General features: G+C 41.0%; 12 protein-coding genes. 5 read left to right on the top strand and 7 right to left on the bottom strand.

The window, feature by feature from the left end; genetic code table 11:
- Positions 1-105: 105 nt before the first annotated feature.
- From FBB35_RS25565 to rtcA, 7 genes are all read right to left on the bottom strand, one after another.
- Positions 106-2,682 carry a GAF domain-containing protein gene (locus FBB35_RS25565; protein WP_174711961.1) on the bottom strand — a complete coding sequence of 859 codons (2,577 nt, stop codon included), beginning with the start codon at positions 2,680-2,682 and terminating at the stop codon, positions 106-108.
- Positions 2,683-2,978: 296 nt separating this feature from the next.
- On the bottom strand, positions 2,979-4,109 hold the full coding sequence (locus FBB35_RS25560; RefSeq protein ID WP_174711960.1) for a glycosyltransferase family 1 protein: 1,131 nt from the start codon (positions 4,107-4,109) through the stop codon (positions 2,979-2,981).
- A 6-nt stretch (positions 4,110-4,115) separates the two neighbouring features.
- Complete coding sequence (locus FBB35_RS34020) at positions 4,116-4,271, bottom strand: hypothetical protein (RefSeq protein WP_217481674.1); 156 nt, start codon at positions 4,269-4,271, stop codon at positions 4,116-4,118.
- Position 4,272: 1 nt separating this feature from the next.
- Positions 4,273-4,761, bottom strand: a complete 489-nt coding sequence (locus FBB35_RS25555) for a DUF4291 domain-containing protein (protein WP_217481673.1) — start codon at positions 4,759-4,761, stop codon at positions 4,273-4,275.
- A gap of 16 nt (positions 4,762-4,777) precedes the next feature.
- Positions 4,778-5,929 carry an NAD-dependent epimerase/dehydratase family protein gene (locus tag FBB35_RS25550; protein ID WP_174711959.1) on the bottom strand — a complete coding sequence of 384 codons (1,152 nt, stop codon included), beginning with the start codon at positions 5,927-5,929 and terminating at the stop codon, positions 4,778-4,780.
- Between the two features lie 824 nt (positions 5,930-6,753).
- Entirely contained in the window at positions 6,754-6,999 is a 246-nt protein-coding gene (locus tag FBB35_RS25545; RefSeq protein ID WP_174711958.1) for a toll/interleukin-1 receptor domain-containing protein, read from the bottom strand.
- 173 nt (positions 7,000-7,172) lie between these two features.
- Complete coding sequence (gene rtcA / locus FBB35_RS25540; RefSeq protein WP_174711957.1) at positions 7,173-8,219, bottom strand: RNA 3'-terminal phosphate cyclase; 1,047 nt, start codon at positions 8,217-8,219, stop codon at positions 7,173-7,175.
- An 838-nt stretch (positions 8,220-9,057) separates the two neighbouring features.
- Here rtcA and FBB35_RS25535 point away from each other — a divergent pair.
- From FBB35_RS25535 to FBB35_RS25520, 5 genes are all read left to right on the top strand, one after another.
- Entirely contained in the window at positions 9,058-9,198 is a 141-nt protein-coding gene (locus tag FBB35_RS25535) for a hypothetical protein (protein ID WP_174711956.1), read from the top strand.
- A gap of 188 nt (positions 9,199-9,386) precedes the next feature.
- Positions 9,387-13,331 carry an S-layer family protein gene (locus tag FBB35_RS25530; RefSeq protein ID WP_174711955.1) on the top strand — a complete coding sequence of 1,315 codons (3,945 nt, stop codon included), beginning with the start codon at positions 9,387-9,389 and terminating at the stop codon, positions 13,329-13,331.
- A 273-nt stretch (positions 13,332-13,604) separates the two neighbouring features.
- A complete protein-coding gene (locus FBB35_RS35600; protein ID WP_302480933.1) occupies positions 13,605-13,727 on the top strand; it encodes a hypothetical protein in 123 nt (40 codons plus the stop codon).
- Positions 13,728-14,529: 802 nt separating this feature from the next.
- Positions 14,530-15,360 carry a squalene/phytoene synthase family protein gene (locus FBB35_RS25525; protein ID WP_114082451.1) on the top strand — a complete coding sequence of 277 codons (831 nt, stop codon included), beginning with the start codon at positions 14,530-14,532 and terminating at the stop codon, positions 15,358-15,360.
- 403 nt (positions 15,361-15,763) lie between these two features.
- Positions 15,764-17,368 (top strand): serine/threonine-protein kinase, encoded by a 1,605-nt coding sequence (locus FBB35_RS25520; protein ID WP_174711954.1) that lies wholly within the window; start codon positions 15,764-15,766, stop codon positions 17,366-17,368.
- Positions 17,369-17,834 lie beyond the last annotated feature (466 nt).

Genomic DNA, 17,834 nt, shown 5'->3' with positions numbered 1-17,834 from the left:
GGGAATTATTGAACAAGTCTCTCTCTTGTCTCCCCCTTCTTCCTTGTCTCCCTTGTCTCTTCTTCATGACCAATGCCCCATGCCCCCTGCTCCCCTGCCCAATGACTACTTAGTAAGCATTGTCCAAATACCATCCCATGACACTGGGGGCGGATTTTGTAAATAATTACGCGCACGTTCTAGGTGAATATCAACACCTTGGTCTTTGGGTTGGATGTATTTGGCGGCTTTAAAACAAGCGATCGCTTGTGAGAAGTTGCGCGATAAATAAGCAGCGCGTCCAGTATGATAGTGATACAAAAACTCTTGGGTATTGGCATCTAGAGGGGTGTTGCGATCGCCAATTAACTGGTATATATTTACAGCCTGGTGTTTTCCTTTGACTCGGATTTTATCTAACTGGCGCACCCAAATGCGATCGCTGCAAAGCTGATAAGTAAATTCGCTTAAGATAATATCACAACCATATTCCTTAGTTACCGCTTCTAAGCGCGAACTTAAATTTACGCCATCTCCAATTACGGTGTAATCCATCCGTTTGCGGGAACCAATATTACCCGAAACTACTTCTCCAGAACTAATGCCGATGCCAATATGAATTTGTGGCTGCGCCTGGATAATTCTCCGATGGTTAAATTCTTCTAAGCGTTGTCGCATATCTAACGCTGACTGTACAGCCCTCCAAGCATGATTTTCTGTTAGAGGTAGCGGCGCACCAAATACCGCCATTAATGCATCACCAATAAATTTATCGAGAGTGCCTTCGTAGTTAAAAACTGCCTCTACCATCGTTTCAAAATACTGATTGAGCAGGGATACCACTTCAGCTGCACCAAGATTTTCTGTAAGTGTTGTGTAGCCTCGGATATCAGAAAACAATACGGTTACTTCCTTACGCTCACCTACCATTAAAGCATCCTCCCCCAGAGCCATAACTTGTTCGGCTACATGGGGTGTTAAGTAGCGGGACATGGTAGTTTTCATCCGTTTTTCCTGACTGATGTCTTCCAATACCACCAAACCACCTCTGACACCTCCTTCTGGGTTAGTTAGGGGATTGACAGTCAGATTCGTACTGCGCTCTAATATTTGCACCTCATCAGCGCTAAAAAACTCAGATTGGGGAGTGAGGGGTAGATTCCAGGGAATGAACACATCGGGATTAATGCGATCGCACAGTGCTAAAATTGAGTACTGAGCGCTAAACGCCCCGCTACCGTTAACAGCATTATTAACTAGAGAAATTCCCACCATCAAAGTTTGCTCTGGCACATAATGTTTAGCTCCAGTTTTTAAACTATCTTCGAGTCGCATTTGGAGATTTTCAATCGGCACAACTTCCCAAACTAAGCGACCAATCAAATTTTGTTCCCACAAAAGCTTGTTACTTTTGGTATTAGTATTTTTTACAGGACAACCCAATAACTCCAGGGCTGCATCATTAATTGTGACAATTCGACCTGCCATATCTGTAGAAATCACCGCATCTGACAGACTTTGCAAAATGTCTTTTTGATACTGTTTTTCTAACAATACATTTTCAAATAGACGGGCATTTTCTAAGGCAATTCCTGCCTGAATATTAAAAGCCCGCATAAACTCTTCATCAGAAGCAGTAAAACTGTTTTGTTGCTTATTAATTAATTGGGTTACGCCAATTAATTCATTTGCAGAATTAAATACTGGTAAACATAGAATATTGCGAGTCACATAACCAGTTTTTCTATCTGTACTTGGGTCAAAGCGGGGGTCTTTGTAGGCATCGGAAATATTTAAGGCTTGACCAGTAGAAGCCACATAGCCAGCAATGCCTCGGTTAGCTGGAATACGGATTTCTAGCAAGTTTGTGCCATCTGCCGCCGCAACTTTTGTCCAGAGTTCGCTCATCTCTTTACGATATAAAAACAACGTGCTACGGTCTGCTTGCATTAAAATTCGAGCTTGTTCCATGACTATTTGCAAAGTTGCTTCTAAATCGAGACTTTGCCCTAATGTCTGAGTTGCCCTTAACAAAGCCGTTGCGCCTCGTTGATTCCGAGCAGCTACATAAAAAGATTGGCAGCTTTCCAGAATAATACCAATAGAAGCGGCAAAGTCTCGAAAACGTTCTTCATCATCATGATTAAACGGAACATTCCCGGTTTTATTAGCCAGTTGAACTACCGCAACAGTTTGGTTTTTGCTGCTGATAACAGGCATACATAAAATATTATGGATTTTGTAGCCCATTTGTTTTTCAAGTTCTGGGCTAAATAAGGGATGAGTATAAGTTTCAGATATATTTAAATATTGACCTGTACTGGCAACATGACCGGGAATACCCACAGTCATAGGAGTACGAATTTCTAAGAATTTTTGGGTATTATCTTGAGGAACTTTTGACCATAGTTGACCTTTGTCATGGTCAACTAAAAAAATGGCTGTGTGTTCTGCTTGCAGGATTTGACCTATTTTAAGTGTGATAGCTTCTAGTACCTTCTCTAACATAGTTTCTAGAGCTTCATTATTGATTAGTTCAATAGCTCTAAGAAATTGCTGGAACTCAGCAGTTATGAAGTCGAGTAGGCAAACAAATTCATTAACAGATAAATCTTTTACGCGACCTAATAAGGCGTGAGTCCGATTAACTTGAGTCAGTTCAGTTAATGTAGCCAAGACGCTGCCAGGGTTGGGGAGTGTCACGTCGCTTCGCTCCGAATTAAAAATTCAAAATTCAAAATTAATAATCCCCATAAATAAATGGGCGTGTATCATGAGTCTGTTTCGGTTATGGGGATTTTAGATTTTGGACATGGGGCATTGGGCATAAAGAAGAGACAAGGAAAAGGGGGGAGACAAGAGAGAGACTTGTTCAATTAATTGTTCAAAATTCCCCCTTGTCCCCCCTGCTCCCCTGCCCCCTGCCCCCTGCCCCCTGCCTCCCCTGCCTCCCTGCCCCCTGCTTCCCCTGCCTCCCTTATCTCCCAACTCCCTACCTCTTATTTTGTCAACTGTTCAGAAAGTATTATCTTTTGGTAGTAATCTTGTAGCTGACTAGTGGCAGCTGCCCAACCCCAACTTTCTGCTTCCTGGCGAGCATTTTGACGGATGATGTCTCGTTGTTCTTTTTGTTCTAAGAGGTGAACAGTAGCAGCTATCGCTCCTTGAACATCTTCTGTTGGCTCAAAAAGATATCCATTGACCCCATCTGTCACAATATCAGGAATTCCCCCCGAACGGGCTGCTACCACGGGACAACCAGCAGCCATCGCTTCTAGTAGTACTAAGCCTAATGTTTCTGTACGAGAAGGGAAGATAAAGGCATCAGCACTCGCAAAGGCAGAACCTAATTCTTGCCCCATAAGATACCCAACAAAATAAGTATTTGTCCCAGCAAAGTGTTTTTCTAGTGCTTGACGGTGTGGCCCATCTCCAACTAATGCTAACCGCGCTTCGGGAATTGCTTCTAAAATGGGTTTAATGCGCTCAATTTCTTTTTCGGCAGAAAGCCGCCCAACGTAAAGTAGTAATGGACTTTCTGGATGATTTTGTGATAAACGCGATCGCATCTCTACATTAGCTAAATCGGGATGAAAAAATTCTGTATCCACCCCACGCTGCCATAAATCTACACGTTCAATCCCATGTGCTGTCAGTTCCTCTACCATTGCTGTGGAGGTACACAGATTCAAAGCTGCTTGATTATGACCGCCTTTCAACAGTTCCCAAAGAAAACCTTCTAGCATCCCCAAGCCGTAATGTTGAAGATATTGGGGTAAATGGGTATGGTAAGACGCTACTAGGGGGATTTTGAGGATTTTGCTGTAAAATATGCCAGCTAAACCCAAAATGGCTGGATTTACGACATGAATCACATCTGGCTTGAACTCTTCTAAGGCGTACCCAATGGCTGGGCGGGGAAGTGCCATTTTCAATTCTGGATACAATGGCAAAGGAAAGCCAGTAATGCCGTAAACTTTAGCGCCTTTGTGTTCAGTAATGCCTCCATCAGGGGCAATTACCAGTACTTGATTCCCACTACGCTGTAGATGGTCAACAGTATGGCGCAGGCGCGTTACAATGCCGTCAACCTTGGGTAAAAAGGTTTCGGTAAATAGGGCAATTCTCATAAAAAACTATTCAGTACAGGCAGATAATCCCAGCTTTGCTTGCGTTTCGGTATCAAACACAGAATAGACTTTCTCTTGTGGTGTAATCAACTCTGCACAATCAGATTTAATGTTTTGTCGCTGTTTTTGTACAAAGTCTGAGATGTCCTCAATAGTTGACAATCTAATCTTTGGCGTAAGCAGCTAGCACTTCACCACGCAACCCTAACTGAATAGCGCGTCTTTCTAATTTTGTCCCAGATGGGTGATGGTCTGGGTCCCATTGTAGGCGAACTTGTGATTGCTTCAATGCTCTTTGCCAGGCACTTTTATGAGGATAAAGTTCTGGAACGTAGCTGGAATGAACAGCCGCCACTAAGATTTCTTCAATTGCCGAACGCTTAATCCAAATAGCTAACACTACCTCTTGCCCATTTTGTGTACCCCATCCAGAACGATACATCATCCAAAGGAAGTTAGGTTTTATCCAACTCATGCGGTCAAAACTGAACTCACCACCAAAATAACCGTAGGTGGTGGCGAAGTTAGCAATAGATGGACGATACGCCTGATAGACAACAATTGAATGGTCGTCATATTGTGCTAGAAGATGACGACCATTTTCAGGCCAATTACTGACTTGAGTTAAATAAGGTTCTGTTATCAGCCGCACGCGGAGTTTACCCTAATTATCTGTGCCAAGAGACTTTGGGCATAATTTGCTTGTGATCGACTCGTTTCTGATACTTAATAGCAAAGTTTAACAGAGAATCGAGTAGAGAATCAGAGAGCAAGTGAGGCTGTAAACCTAAATCGAGTAATTTAGTGTTTTTAGCGTTGAAGTAATGTTCTTCTTTCTCAACTCTGGGATTATCTAAGTGATTGATTTCTACCTTCAATCCCATAGCGTTACCAGCATTTTTCACCATCAACGCCAAGTCACCGACGCTGAATTGTTCGGTAAATTGGTTAAATACGCGGAATTCACCAGCTTCGGCAGGGTTAGCGATCGCTAATTCCACACATCGTACTGTATCCCGAATATCCAAAAACCCACGAGTTTGTCCACCTTTACCGTAGACAGTCAAGGGGTGTCCAATTGCTGCTTGAATACAAAAGCGGTTTAGTGCTGTACCAAACACACCATCGTAATCCAGCCGATTAATCAATAGTTCGTCCATTCCCGTTTCTTCGGTTAAGACACCATAAACTACACCCTGATTTAAATCAGTTGCTCGCAATCCCCAAATCCGGCAAGCAAAGTGGATATTATGACTATCATGAACTTTGCTTAAATGGTACATCGAACCAGGCTGCTTGGGATAAGGTAGGGTATCCTTGCGTCCATTGTGTTCAATGGTGATATACCCTTCTTCGATGTCGATGTTGGGTGTACCGTATTCACCCATCGTTCCCAGCTTCACCAAATGACAGTCGGGGAAATCTTCCCGCATGGCGTACAACAAGTTCAACGTACCAACTACATTATTGACCTGGGTGAGAACAGCGTGTTCTCGGTCAATCATGGAAAATGGGGCCGAACGCTGTTCACCAAAATGCACTAGGGCATTTGGCTGAAATTGATGTAAGGTTTTGCTAAGAAATTCGTAATTTGTAATATCGCCGATGAACAAGTCGATCGATTTACCTGTCAAATCTTGCCAGCGCTGGAGACGTTGTTGAATTAGTGCGATCGGAGTGAGAGTTTCGACACCTAGTTCATTATCCCAGTGCCGCCGCACCAAACTATCTAAAATTCCAACTTCATAACCTCGATTGGAAAGGTAAAGAGCAGTTGCCCAACCGCAATATCCATCACCACCAATAACCAGGACTTTCATCTTCACCAGTTTTTACTCGCTGATAGCTAAATCTACCAGGTTTCTGTACCCTCTCAATCATCATTCTGGGAGAGATGTAAATTTAGGGGCTGTAGAGATGTTGTAACATAACGTCTCTACACAAAATTATCGATACAAATCCACGTCAATCTCTTTGATCAAGTCACGCAACCCCGTTTTCGTGGGATTTTATCCTAGCGATCGCATTACCTCCCCAGTTCGTCGGTTGATATTGCTCCGTTGCCATCTACGTCAATACCTTGAAGGCTTGCCACAGCTTTTCTATTTTTTATTCATCAATCACGGTTTTATTCAAATTCCACAAGTATCACCAATAAATTTATTATCTGTTTTTTAACAGCTACTTCATTGCTGTCTAATTATGTTAGGTAAATAGTAAGTATTAGGAACGATTGAACTTAGTTTTAACGAAATTTGCAGTCATCTTGTAAATTGGTCAGTTGCTTATTATTGCAAAAAATGAAACCTTACAAATTGGATTGTAAATGCTCCTAGATAAAAAAAATTCTGTCTCAGCTTATAAAAATTCCTTACTCATTTCTACTTTTGGGAATGGAGCAAATTTTTATCTTGCTGAATACCAAAGACGTTATTTTTTTCATTGAAGATAAGGGCAAACTGTTAGTGCTGAGATAGATTGCACCTATCTTAGAACTATTTATTACAAATTGAGTTACATTTACGAACTTGCGCTTTCAATTTAATGTAAGGCGAATTTTTTCAATCTTTGAGAAATGCTCTACTTTCAAGATAACTAGCTTTTCTCCTTTTTTCAGTTTAACGATTGTTTTTCCAGATAAAGATTAGCAATAATCTGAAGCGATAAAATTTGCGCTTACAAGCAACAAAATTATCTGAGATGAATTTAAGTGGGTGTCTATCTCATTCTGCCATTCTTTTCCTGCTCCAATTTTGCGATCATGCCATCCTGTAATTACACCTTCCCGCTCTAAAAGAGCGAGGTGCTTTTCTAGTTTGTCACGAAGTTTTTCATCTTCATGAGCATAAGAATAAAACAGTTCAATAGCTTGATAAGGTTGCACTGACATAAGTTTTTTTATGACTTGAATTTTTAAATAAGCTTTAAATCTTTATCAAATTTGTCTGCTCAAACTTGCCGTTTTTAGTTGAAGCCAGAAAGGATCACGAGATTGATTTTAATTTAAAGAATAGTGATTGATAATACTCTACCATGAACCCCTACTAGTGTAATAGCAGTTGTTCATCTACTCAAACTCTTTACCAACACTATTTTCTCAGCTTCATCTACTGTTATCTGCGCTAGCCCAAACTGTTCAATCACTGCGGCATTCGTAGTCAAATGTCTACTTACTTCAGCCACCCGATACTGACTTTCTTGTGACGCTAAAGTAGCTGGCAATAATAACTGATCTGCTAAATGTTCATCCACAGCTGCACCAGTATGATGAAATTCAAGCAGTTGGTGACAAGCAATCTCTGCAACTGTCTCTGCCGACAACCGCAAACGCCCAAATCCACCAAAGCCAGTCAAGCTGTTTTGATACTCAGCAGTTAAAAAAATACCTGCTCCAGGTGCCACACCTTTTTCTCGTAAAGTCTGTACACGAACTTTCAAATGCGCTTCCCGTAACAAATTCTCTGCACGATTCGCCATCCGTTGCGGAATATGAGAAGGTAGTTCCGTTACTGCTGCTATTCCTCGCACCTGTTGTAACTCTCCCCTTTCCAGCAAGTTGATCCCGCCAAGTTGAGTACCACCAATCACCTGCAACTCTATTTCTCCCCCACCTTGAGGAAACCACCCCCAAGCGCCTAACTTAACTTGGGCTTCTACTCCCATACGTTGCAGTATTGGCAAATAAACTTGCTCAATGTAGGTTACAGTCGGGCTAAAGTTGACATGAGTTCCACCCTTTAGTGTTACCTGAGAATTACCCGTTGCTAGTGCTAAAGGTAAGAGAATTGTCTGTAATACAAGAGCGATCGCACCTGCAGAACCACCTTCTTGTGCTTTACTCACATCAAAGGTGTAAATTCCAGCTTGCACAGCACTACCTGGAATGAATTCCAGCAACATTGAACCCAAAGCATCACCCCGTAGTTGGGCATTACAAATTCTACCCGCAGCCCGAACTGCTGTTAAATGTTGTGCTGCTAATCCTGGCTTTTTGCGTCCAGCACGAATGCCTGCAATCCTTATGGGTTCACCAGTGATGGCGGCTAGACTTAAGGAAGTGCGAAGAACTTGTCCGCCTCCCTCTCCATAGGAACCGTCAATTTCAATCATGGGCGATTTGGAGATGTTGGATTTTGGGTTATCCGAAAAGTAAAAGAGTCCAGATTAACGGTATCTTCTCAGAAGAAAAAATACTTAAGTATGACAGCGTTACGAGAACTATTAATCAATCGTACCCAAGTCATTTGACTTATCAACAGTAGGAACTGCGATCGGGACTAATTTCGGCAGCGAAGGCGGTAGAAAAGGCATCGTCACTATAAATAATAAGCAAGTTTAGTTAATATTTTGGCGATTTATAAAAACTCTCTTCCCTCATGTGCGATCGCAACAACAAAGATTTACCCTATTGACTAAATAATCGTTGTTTGGTGTAAGCGTAGCCTGCCGAATATTTAGACAAACTTCATCATATCCTCGCACAAAGCACTTTTCATTCCCATATCACTGCAAATTCACAGGACTTCACCATTCCATCTCCATAGTTTTTTTGAATTTGTTGTAAAAAAATTTACTATGTTCAGGGCATTTACTGATATCAAGTACTATTTGTAAAGGTTAATTTTAAACAAGTTCACAAGGATTGAGTTACACCGCTTAGAACAGGTTCGGCTCAGTTGTTACATTAGTCCCCTTAAGGTAAGGATTCAACTCACTAAAGTTTCAACCAATTCAACTTTGACCACTATAACTTTAAGTCCCCAGTTATCAGCCAGGGGTAAATTTTACCATACCGATTTAGCAACCTCCTAACCTCAGACAACGGATAAAGTTTAGAGGAATTATTATGCCAATTTATGATCTTTGTATTGAATATAGCAGATAAGTAAAGCTAGCTGCTACAGATGAAAATACAATTCAATCCGACTCTAACTCTAGCAGTTACAGAATGTCTAATAACAAGCTCAAAGAAGATAGTAAACATCTCGGTATTTGTGCTACGCATTCACGTGCTAATCGTCCGATTCCTCTTAATAAAGCACTAACAATCAACGGTATCTACATCCCAGATTTAACCATTTACGGTTAACAGAAAAAATTTTTCAGTTTTACAAAAGCGTTTCTATAACCGACGCAATTTCCAGTTGCGAGCGAACAACTGTGACTGTCTTGAAAAGTCTAGATAGATTACTCATTCAAATAACTACTTAGCAACTTTATTCAGTTGCTGAGATTGTACTACCAATTTCCCTCCTTACACTAATTCGGAGTAAACAGATGGCTACATACTACGTTTCTGGAACAGGCAATGATAAATCTAATGGTTTGAGCCAGGGAGATGCATTTCGCAGCCTCCAAAAAGCTGCTGATTTGGTGAAGGCAGGTGATACAGTCTACGTGATGAATGGTACTTACACTTCGCCTTACGCCAGTATCCTGAGTATTGCAAATAAGCAGGGTACGGCTAATGCACCGATCACATTTAAGGCACTACCTGGGCACACACCTGTTTTAGAAGCAAACGCAAAAAATTGGCAGGCTATATCAATTACAGGCTCAACCTACATAGCAATTGAAGGCTTAACATTGGTAGGAAATCGGGACAATATTAAATTAGAAGATGCACTTAAGCAAAAAGACAATTTAAATAATCCAGCAACATCTGGAAATGGTATTTTTGTTACCGTCAGCAGTAACAATCCAAATCAACATTCAAGTCATATCACAATTAGTAATAATAATATTTCCAAATTTCCAGGGGGAGGAATTGCAACAACGCAAGCAGACTACATTACAGTAGAAAATAATGTCGTTACTGGAAATGCATGGTACTCACCTTATGGTACACAAGGTATTACCATGCTTAACCTTTGGAATTCCGATAACAACACGACAGATTACAAAGTAATTATTAAAGGTAATACTGTTTTTGATAATCAATCATTAGTTCCTTGGAAGGTAGCAGGAAAAATAACTGAAGGTCATGGGATAATGCTTGACACTTCTTATGTTGGAGATGTTGCTTACACTGGTAAAGCTTTAATCAGTAACAATTTAACTTACAACAATGGCGGGGCAGGTATCCAGATTTTAAAAGGAGAAAACCCTGTAGACATTGTGAATAATACTATTTACCAAAATTCAAAAGTAATTTCAGACGGAGAAATTTTCCTTAACTATGCTAAAAATGTTCGAGTCTATAACAATATTCTGTATGGAAGTAAGGGAGAGTCTCTCATTGTCAGCAACAAGTCTACTAATCTTACATTCAACAATAACCTTGGTTACAACGGAGTTTTTAACGTTACAGGTTCAGGGAATATTTTAAACAAAGACCCGTTGTTTGTTAATCCAGCCAATGGTAACTTTAGTCTCCAACCTGGTAGTCCCGCAATTGATGCTGGTTCCAATATTTTCAATAGTATAACTAATAAAACTCCTCAAGATGGCGATGGTAATAGCACGGCAGTGATGGATATTGGTGCATACGAAGCCCCTCACGACACCATTGCCATCCCCGAAATTCAAGTCCTCAATGGCACAGTTGACATTGCAGATGGCAGTACTACCGCGATTAACTTTGGCGATGTCATTATTGGTAATACTCTCAGCAAAACCTTTACCATCAAGAACACAGGTACAGCTGCACTCAGCCTCAGTAATCTCAAACTTCCCAACGGATTTAGTTTAGTGGGAACTCTGCCAACAAGTGTGGCTGCAAATGCTTCCACCACGATTACGGTGGCACTCAACACCACTACACCTGGAACCTATGGTGGCACTCTGATTTTAAGTAACAACGATAGTGATGAAAGCTCTTTTGACTTTGCTATTAGTGGCATAGTTAAACCCACTCCGACTCCCGAAATTCAAGTCCTCAATGGCACAGTTGACATTGCAGATGGCAGTACTACCGCGATTAACTTTGGTGATGTCATTACTGGTAATACTCTCAGCAAAACCTTTACCATCAAGAACACAGGTACAGCTGCACTCAGCCTCAGTAATCTCAAACTTCCCAACGGATTTAGTTTAGTGGGAACTCTGCCAACAAGTGTGGCTGCAAATGCTTCCACCACGATTACGGTGGCACTCAACACCACTACACCTGGAACCTATGGTGGCACTCTGATTTTAAGTAACAACGATAGTGATGAAAGCTCTTTTGACTTTGCTATTAGTGGCATAGTTAAACCCACTCCGACTCCCGAAATTCAAGTCCTCAATGGCACAGTTAACATTGCAGATGGCAGTACTACCGCGATTAACTTTGGTGATGTCATTACTGGTAATACTCTCAGCAAAACCTTTACCATCAAGAACACAGGTACAGCTGCACTCAGCCTCAGTAATCTCAAACTTCCCAACGGATTTAGTTTAGTGGGAACTCTGCCAACAAGTGTGGCTGCAAATGCTTCCACCACGATTACGGTGGCACTCAACACCACTACACCTGGAACCTATGGTGGCACTCTGATTTTAAGTAACAACGATAGTGATGAAAGCTCTTTTGACTTTGCTATTAGTGGCATAGTTAAACCCACTCCGACTCCCGAAATTCAAGTCCTCAATGGCACAGTTGACATTGCAGATGGCAGTACTACCGCGATTAACTTTGGTGATGTCATTACTGGTAATACTCTCAGCAAAACCTTTACCATCAAGAACACAGGTACAGCTGCACTCAGCCTCAGTAATCTCAAACTTCCCAACGGATTTAGTTTAGTGGGAACTCTGCCAACAAGTGTGGCTGCAAATGCTTCCACCACGATTACGGTGGCACTCAACACCACTACACCTGGAACCTATGGTGGCACTCTGATTTTAAGTAACAACGATAGTGATGAAAGCTCTTTTGACTTTGCTATTAGTGGCATAGTTAAACCCACTCCGACTCCCGAAATTCAAGTCCTCAATGGCACAGTTGACATTGCAGATGGCAGTACTACCGCGATTAACTTTGGTGATGTCATTACTGGTAATACTCTCAGCAAAACCTTTACCATCAAGAACACAGGTACAGCTGCACTCAGCCTCAGTAATCTCAAACTTCCCAACGGATTTAGTTTAGTGGGAACTCTGCCAACAAGTGTGGCTGCAAATGCTTCCACCACGATTACGGTGGCACTCAACACCACTACACCTGGAACCTATGGTGGCACTCTGATTTTAAGTAACAACGATAGTGATGAAAGCTCTTTTGACTTTGCTATTAGTGGCATAGTTAAACCCAAAATTCAAGTTATCAATGGCACTACTGGCAATGACATCTTTGTTACACAGCTAAACAATGGCAATGACATCATCACAGGCTTTGGCGGTATAGGTACTAACTCAAACCCTCCATCTGAGGTGATTGCCAAAGTAGATACCTTGCAATTCGTTGGGACTGGCTTGACTGTGAGAAATCTGCTATTAACTCAAAATAGCAATGACTTAGAAGTTACTTTTGAAGGCGTGGCTAATACCAAAGTTACTCTGCAAAACTTTCAGTTAGAAAACCTGGAGAACGTAAGCGCATCGGCAACAAGACCCGCCATCGGTAATATTCTGTTTGACGGACAAACCAGTATTACAGACAGTTTTGATGTGATTAATGCCAACTCTACTCAAACGAGCCTTTTCAACAGAAACACCGTCACCTTTCTCAATGACTTGAACAATAACATCGTTGGTTTTGACAACTCCAACGATGTGATTAACGGTCAAGGGGGTAATGACATCATCGATGGGAAAAGTGGTGATGACCTGCTGCGGGGTGGTACTGGCAATGATCTTCTCATTGGTGGTAAAGGTAATGATCTTCTTATTGGTGGGGAAGGCAATGATACTCTTGTGGGTGGAGAAGGCAATGATATTCTCGTGGGTGGTATGGGTGCTGACACTTTCGTCTACAACAGTGATGCGGCTTTTACGAGTGCTGCTATAGGTACTGATACCATTGCTGACTTTAATCGCTCTCAAGGCGACAAAATTGTCCTGTCTAAAACCACCTTTAGTGCCATTACTTCTATTGTAGGAAAGGGTTTTAGTAACGCCAGTGATTTTCAAGTCTCTAGCTTAGGAGCAGTTAGTAATGCTGTGATTGTCTACGACTCTATCACTGGACAGTTACTATACAATCAAAATGGTAGCGCTGTTGGTTTCGGCACTGGTGGTCAATTTGCACAACTTACTGGTGCGCCCACTCTTACTACCTCCGACTTCATAATTCAAGCATAGTTGGGTTGGGTAAACTAAGTGAAAGTGTAATCCAAACATTAATCGACTTTCAATTAAATAGATCACACACATAGGGGCGCAATATATTTGTGCCCTTACAATTTTGCGATTTAAATACCAAATACCATCAGTAACAAGGCGAAAAAAAATACGGTATAGAATAGAGCAAAATGAAGTGTGCAGAATTCTTTGGTTTAAGATTACCTTTTCATTACTCTGACCTTTATAACTGTATTTCCAGCAGATAAGTTAGGCTTAAAACTCAGAAAAAATATGCAAAACGACGCTGGTAAAATTATTTATGTTGGGATGACAACGGCAGCAGTCCTAGTTCAACCTGTACTTACCGAAAATACTCATGCAGATGTGTGCGTTGTCGGTGCTGGGATAGCATGAATGTCAAGTGCTTTAACCGATGCAGGTAAAATAATCAGTGATCATGCTGGATGATAGTCCTATTGATGACAGTCAAACAGCAAGAGCAACGGCCCACTTATCGAATTTACTGAATTATTGCTACCACTGACTGGAGCAAATTCACGGTAAATAGGGCGTACAATTTGTTGCCCAAAATTATACAACAGTAATTGATACTACAGAAGAGAGGCGATCGCTACTCAAGAAAACATTAAGTGCGACTTGGAAATACTTGACAGCTATATTTTTCCTTTAGACCTAAAATCAATAGATAAGATGAAGATGTAGCAGGAGTTAGAAGCATTACACCTGGGTAGACTAACTAACGTAAAAATCCTGAAGAAAGCACCATTGACCGATTTTGATCCAGGTGTGTGTCTACACTTTCCCAGACAAGGACAATTTGAGGCACTAAGTTAGTCAGATTAACGCAGACTTAAAACACTTTATAAATCCTTAAAATGGATGTTTGCTCATGGAGAAAATTTGATGTTAATCAACCAAATATTAGCATAATTCTTTATATCTACACTAAAACTTTATGAAAGCTATATCAAACAACACCTTAGATATTTTTGCAACCAAAAGCCTATATACTAGACTAGACTTTGATAAATTTGAGAGTTTTGTTAATTGCAACACCAAAAACTATTAATTTTTAGATGAAATACTAGCGTATCTTATAGTCTATAGTTTTTAAGGTTTAGTTAAAACTATATCCAGTATCATCAAAAAAACTGCAAACTTCATGTGGTGCAAAAATCAATCGGGGAGTGGAAACATGAATTTACGTAGAGATGCATTGCAAATCCTCAAGGAAACTAGCCGAACTTTTTATATCCCAATTAGTCTTTTACCGCCAGGATTACAAGAAGCAGTAGCATCAGCATATTTGTGTATGCGTGCCATTGATGAAATTGAAGATCATCCCGAAATAGATAATGCGACTAAAGCAAAGCTGTTAAGAAGCATTAGCCTGACATTACAGGCAGGGGTTGATGGCTTCGCAGTAGAGGCTTTCTTTACAGGATTTAATGGGTATGAAAATACCTTAGAAGAAGTCACTCTGAGAATTAGAGAATGGTTGCTACTAGCACCTGAGACTATTGCACCTCGAATTTGGGATGCCACTGCTGCAATGTCAGACCGAATGGCTTACTGGGCAGAAAGAAACTGGAAAATTTATACAGAATCTGATTTGGATCGTTATACCTTTGGGGTTGCAGGTGCAGTGGGATTGTTACTTTCGGACTTATGGACTTGGTACGATGGAACACAAACGAACCGTACCCAGGCGATTGGGTTTGGTCGCGGTTTGCAAGCAGTTAATATCCTGCGTAACCACACTGAAGATTTAAGGCGTGGGGTAGACTTTTTTCCAGAAGGCTGGAGTGCGGAAAATATGCAAGAGTATGCGCGTCGCAATCTAGCTCTGGCAGAAGCTTACACCAAAGACCTTCCTACCGGCCCAGCCTTAGATTTTTGCCAAATTCCCTTAACCTTGGCTAATGGCACCCTTGATGCTCTTGCTAATGGTAAAGAGAAACTCAGCCGCAGTGATGTTTTTGCACTTATCGAACAGCTAATTAGTGTGAATATGAAAGCCAGCTAATTAGTCTGTTAAAAACTAATGGAGATAATTCTAAATTGCCTCCAAATTCGGGCATCCAAAATCCTACAGCGATTTTTGTAGGATGGGCACTGCCCTCTAATACCAATTTTGATTGAATCTTGGATGGCAACTTTGGTGTGTTTCGAGTGCAACTGGGATTTTGGATTCAAAGTCTGAGACTTTACCCTGTTCTAGCAATGTAAACAAATAACTCAAACATTTATTAATAAAAGTATAATCAATTGCATTATTTTTGCGACTATTTACGTAATACCAGGTAAACTTTAGGAACTCTTCAAAGGATTTCCAGCAAAAATTACCTGGCAAGAATTGATTAATGTCTAAATAATTGAAAGAGAGTGTAACGCTCCCCGTGATTATTCGTGCAGCGAGTTGACAGTGCATGAGCTACTGCTTAAATCCTATCTGTCCCAATCCAGAAAATTTGGTAAATAGCCAAAGTTGTCAGTCTTGTGGCTCGCAACTACTGTTGCGCGATCGCTATCAGGTGATCAAACCATTAGGTCAAGGTGGCTTTGGAGCAACCTTCTTAGCCAATGATCAAGGCTTACCAGGAGAACCGAGTTGCGTAATCAAACAATTACGCCCATCAGGAAGCGCCCCACACGTTTTACAGATGGCCAGAGAACTCTTTGAACGAGAAGCCAAAACTCTAGGTAAGATTGGCAATCATCCCCAAGTACCAAGGTTGCTAGACTATTTTGAAGATCATGAACAATTCTACTTAGTTCAAGAATATATCAGTGGTGATACATTGCAGGAGGAGATCAAACTTAACGGCATTTTGACCGAAACTGGAGTTAAGCAATTCTTAAGCGAGATTCTACCACTCCTCCAATACATCCACGAGCAAAAGGTGATCCATCGTGATATCAAGCCAGCCAACTTAATTCGTCGCACTCAAGATGCCAGGATGGTACTTATCGACTTTGGTGCCGTCAAAAACCAAGTCACCCAAGGCGCGATCAGTCAATCAGGGCAAACAGCATTAACTGCTTATGCGATTGGTACTCCTGGTTTTGCACCTCCAGAGCAAATGGCTATGCGTCCAGTCTATGCCAGTGATATTTATGCTCTGGGGGTGACATGTATTTATTTACTGACTAGCAAAACTCCTAAAGATTTAGATTACAATCCCAACACTGGCGAGATGATATGGGAGCAACTTGTGCAAGTGAGCGATCACTTGAGCAATGTATTACGAAAGATGTTAGAGGTTTCTGTACGTAATCGCTATCAGTCAGCCGCAGAAGTTCTTAGAGCATTGGAAATAGAACCATACTTAGAAAGTTTAGCAAAGGGTTTACTGATTAAATCAGATACTGGGTCTAAAGAGCGAACACACAACTACCTGGAAAATTCTGCTGTTTTATGTAACAACTCTTCTGTTGCTGCCACCAGTGCAGGAGTGGCACAAGTAGCGGCAGCAATTCGTGCCAGACGAGCTAAGGCAGCAGAAGCTGCTGGATCACACCACGGTTCTGGGATGGGCAAATCAACCACTTTAGCTAACAGCAACAGTAATGGTTCACAAGTTCAAATTTCTAAAGTTGAGCGTAAGTTAGATACCAAAAGTTTGTTAACCGCCTATCAAAAGGGAAGACGAGATTTTGCTCTTCACAATTTAAGTTTGTTGAACCTCCAAGGTGCTGACTTATCAGGAACAAATTTCCATTCCACTCAATTCCAAAAAACTAACCTCCAGGGAGCTAATCTTCACAATAGTGACTTTGGCAGAGCCAGCCTTAGTAAAGCAAATCTCAAAGATGCTAATTTGACTAAAGCATACTTTAACCATGCTGATTTAGAAGGGGCAGACCTGCGAGGTGCAGACCTCAGTAATGCTTATCTCAGCAATGCTAACCTGCGAGGAGCTAATCTATGTGGTGCTAATCTCACTAGTGCCAAGATTTCTGATGAGCAGCTAGCACTAGCAAAAACAAATTGGATGACCATCCGCCCCAATGGTAAACGAGGCTTATTGTAAGTTGAAAGTTGAGATTTTGGAGCCGGAGCAAGCCACTGGCTTCCAGACTATTTCCCTACTTTTTAATCAGGTTTCAAGAGGAGCAAGTCTTAGTTGAAACTGTATTGTTTCACAAGGCTTCGATTTCCTTTTTGGCTTGATAAATTAAATTAACTCTTATTTTTCTTGATAAAACTTAGATTTATTCAGAGTGCGTATTGGTTTATCATGAACAGCTCAGAATTTTTATAGTTGCTTTGCTCGATAGCCATCACTCTTGCAAATATTAAGAAATATCCCATTATCTAGCAAAAATACGGTAATGATTGGCAACGGTGATGATTGGCAATTCTTAATCAAATCTTTATAATAATCATCTGTTACAAATAACAAATGATTATTTACAATAAACAATAAAGCATCACAATAGTTTTTCCTTAGTATTTATATGCTTTTTATTGCTATAAACGACAGGGGTTCTGGTAAG

Origin of the sequence: Nostoc sp. TCL240-02, from assembly GCF_013343235.1 — a bacterium.
Classification (GTDB): domain Bacteria; phylum Cyanobacteriota; class Cyanobacteriia; order Cyanobacteriales; family Nostocaceae; genus Nostoc.
The sequence above is the reverse complement of the archived record's forward strand: the minus strand, read 5'-3'. Positions and strand labels throughout refer to the sequence as shown.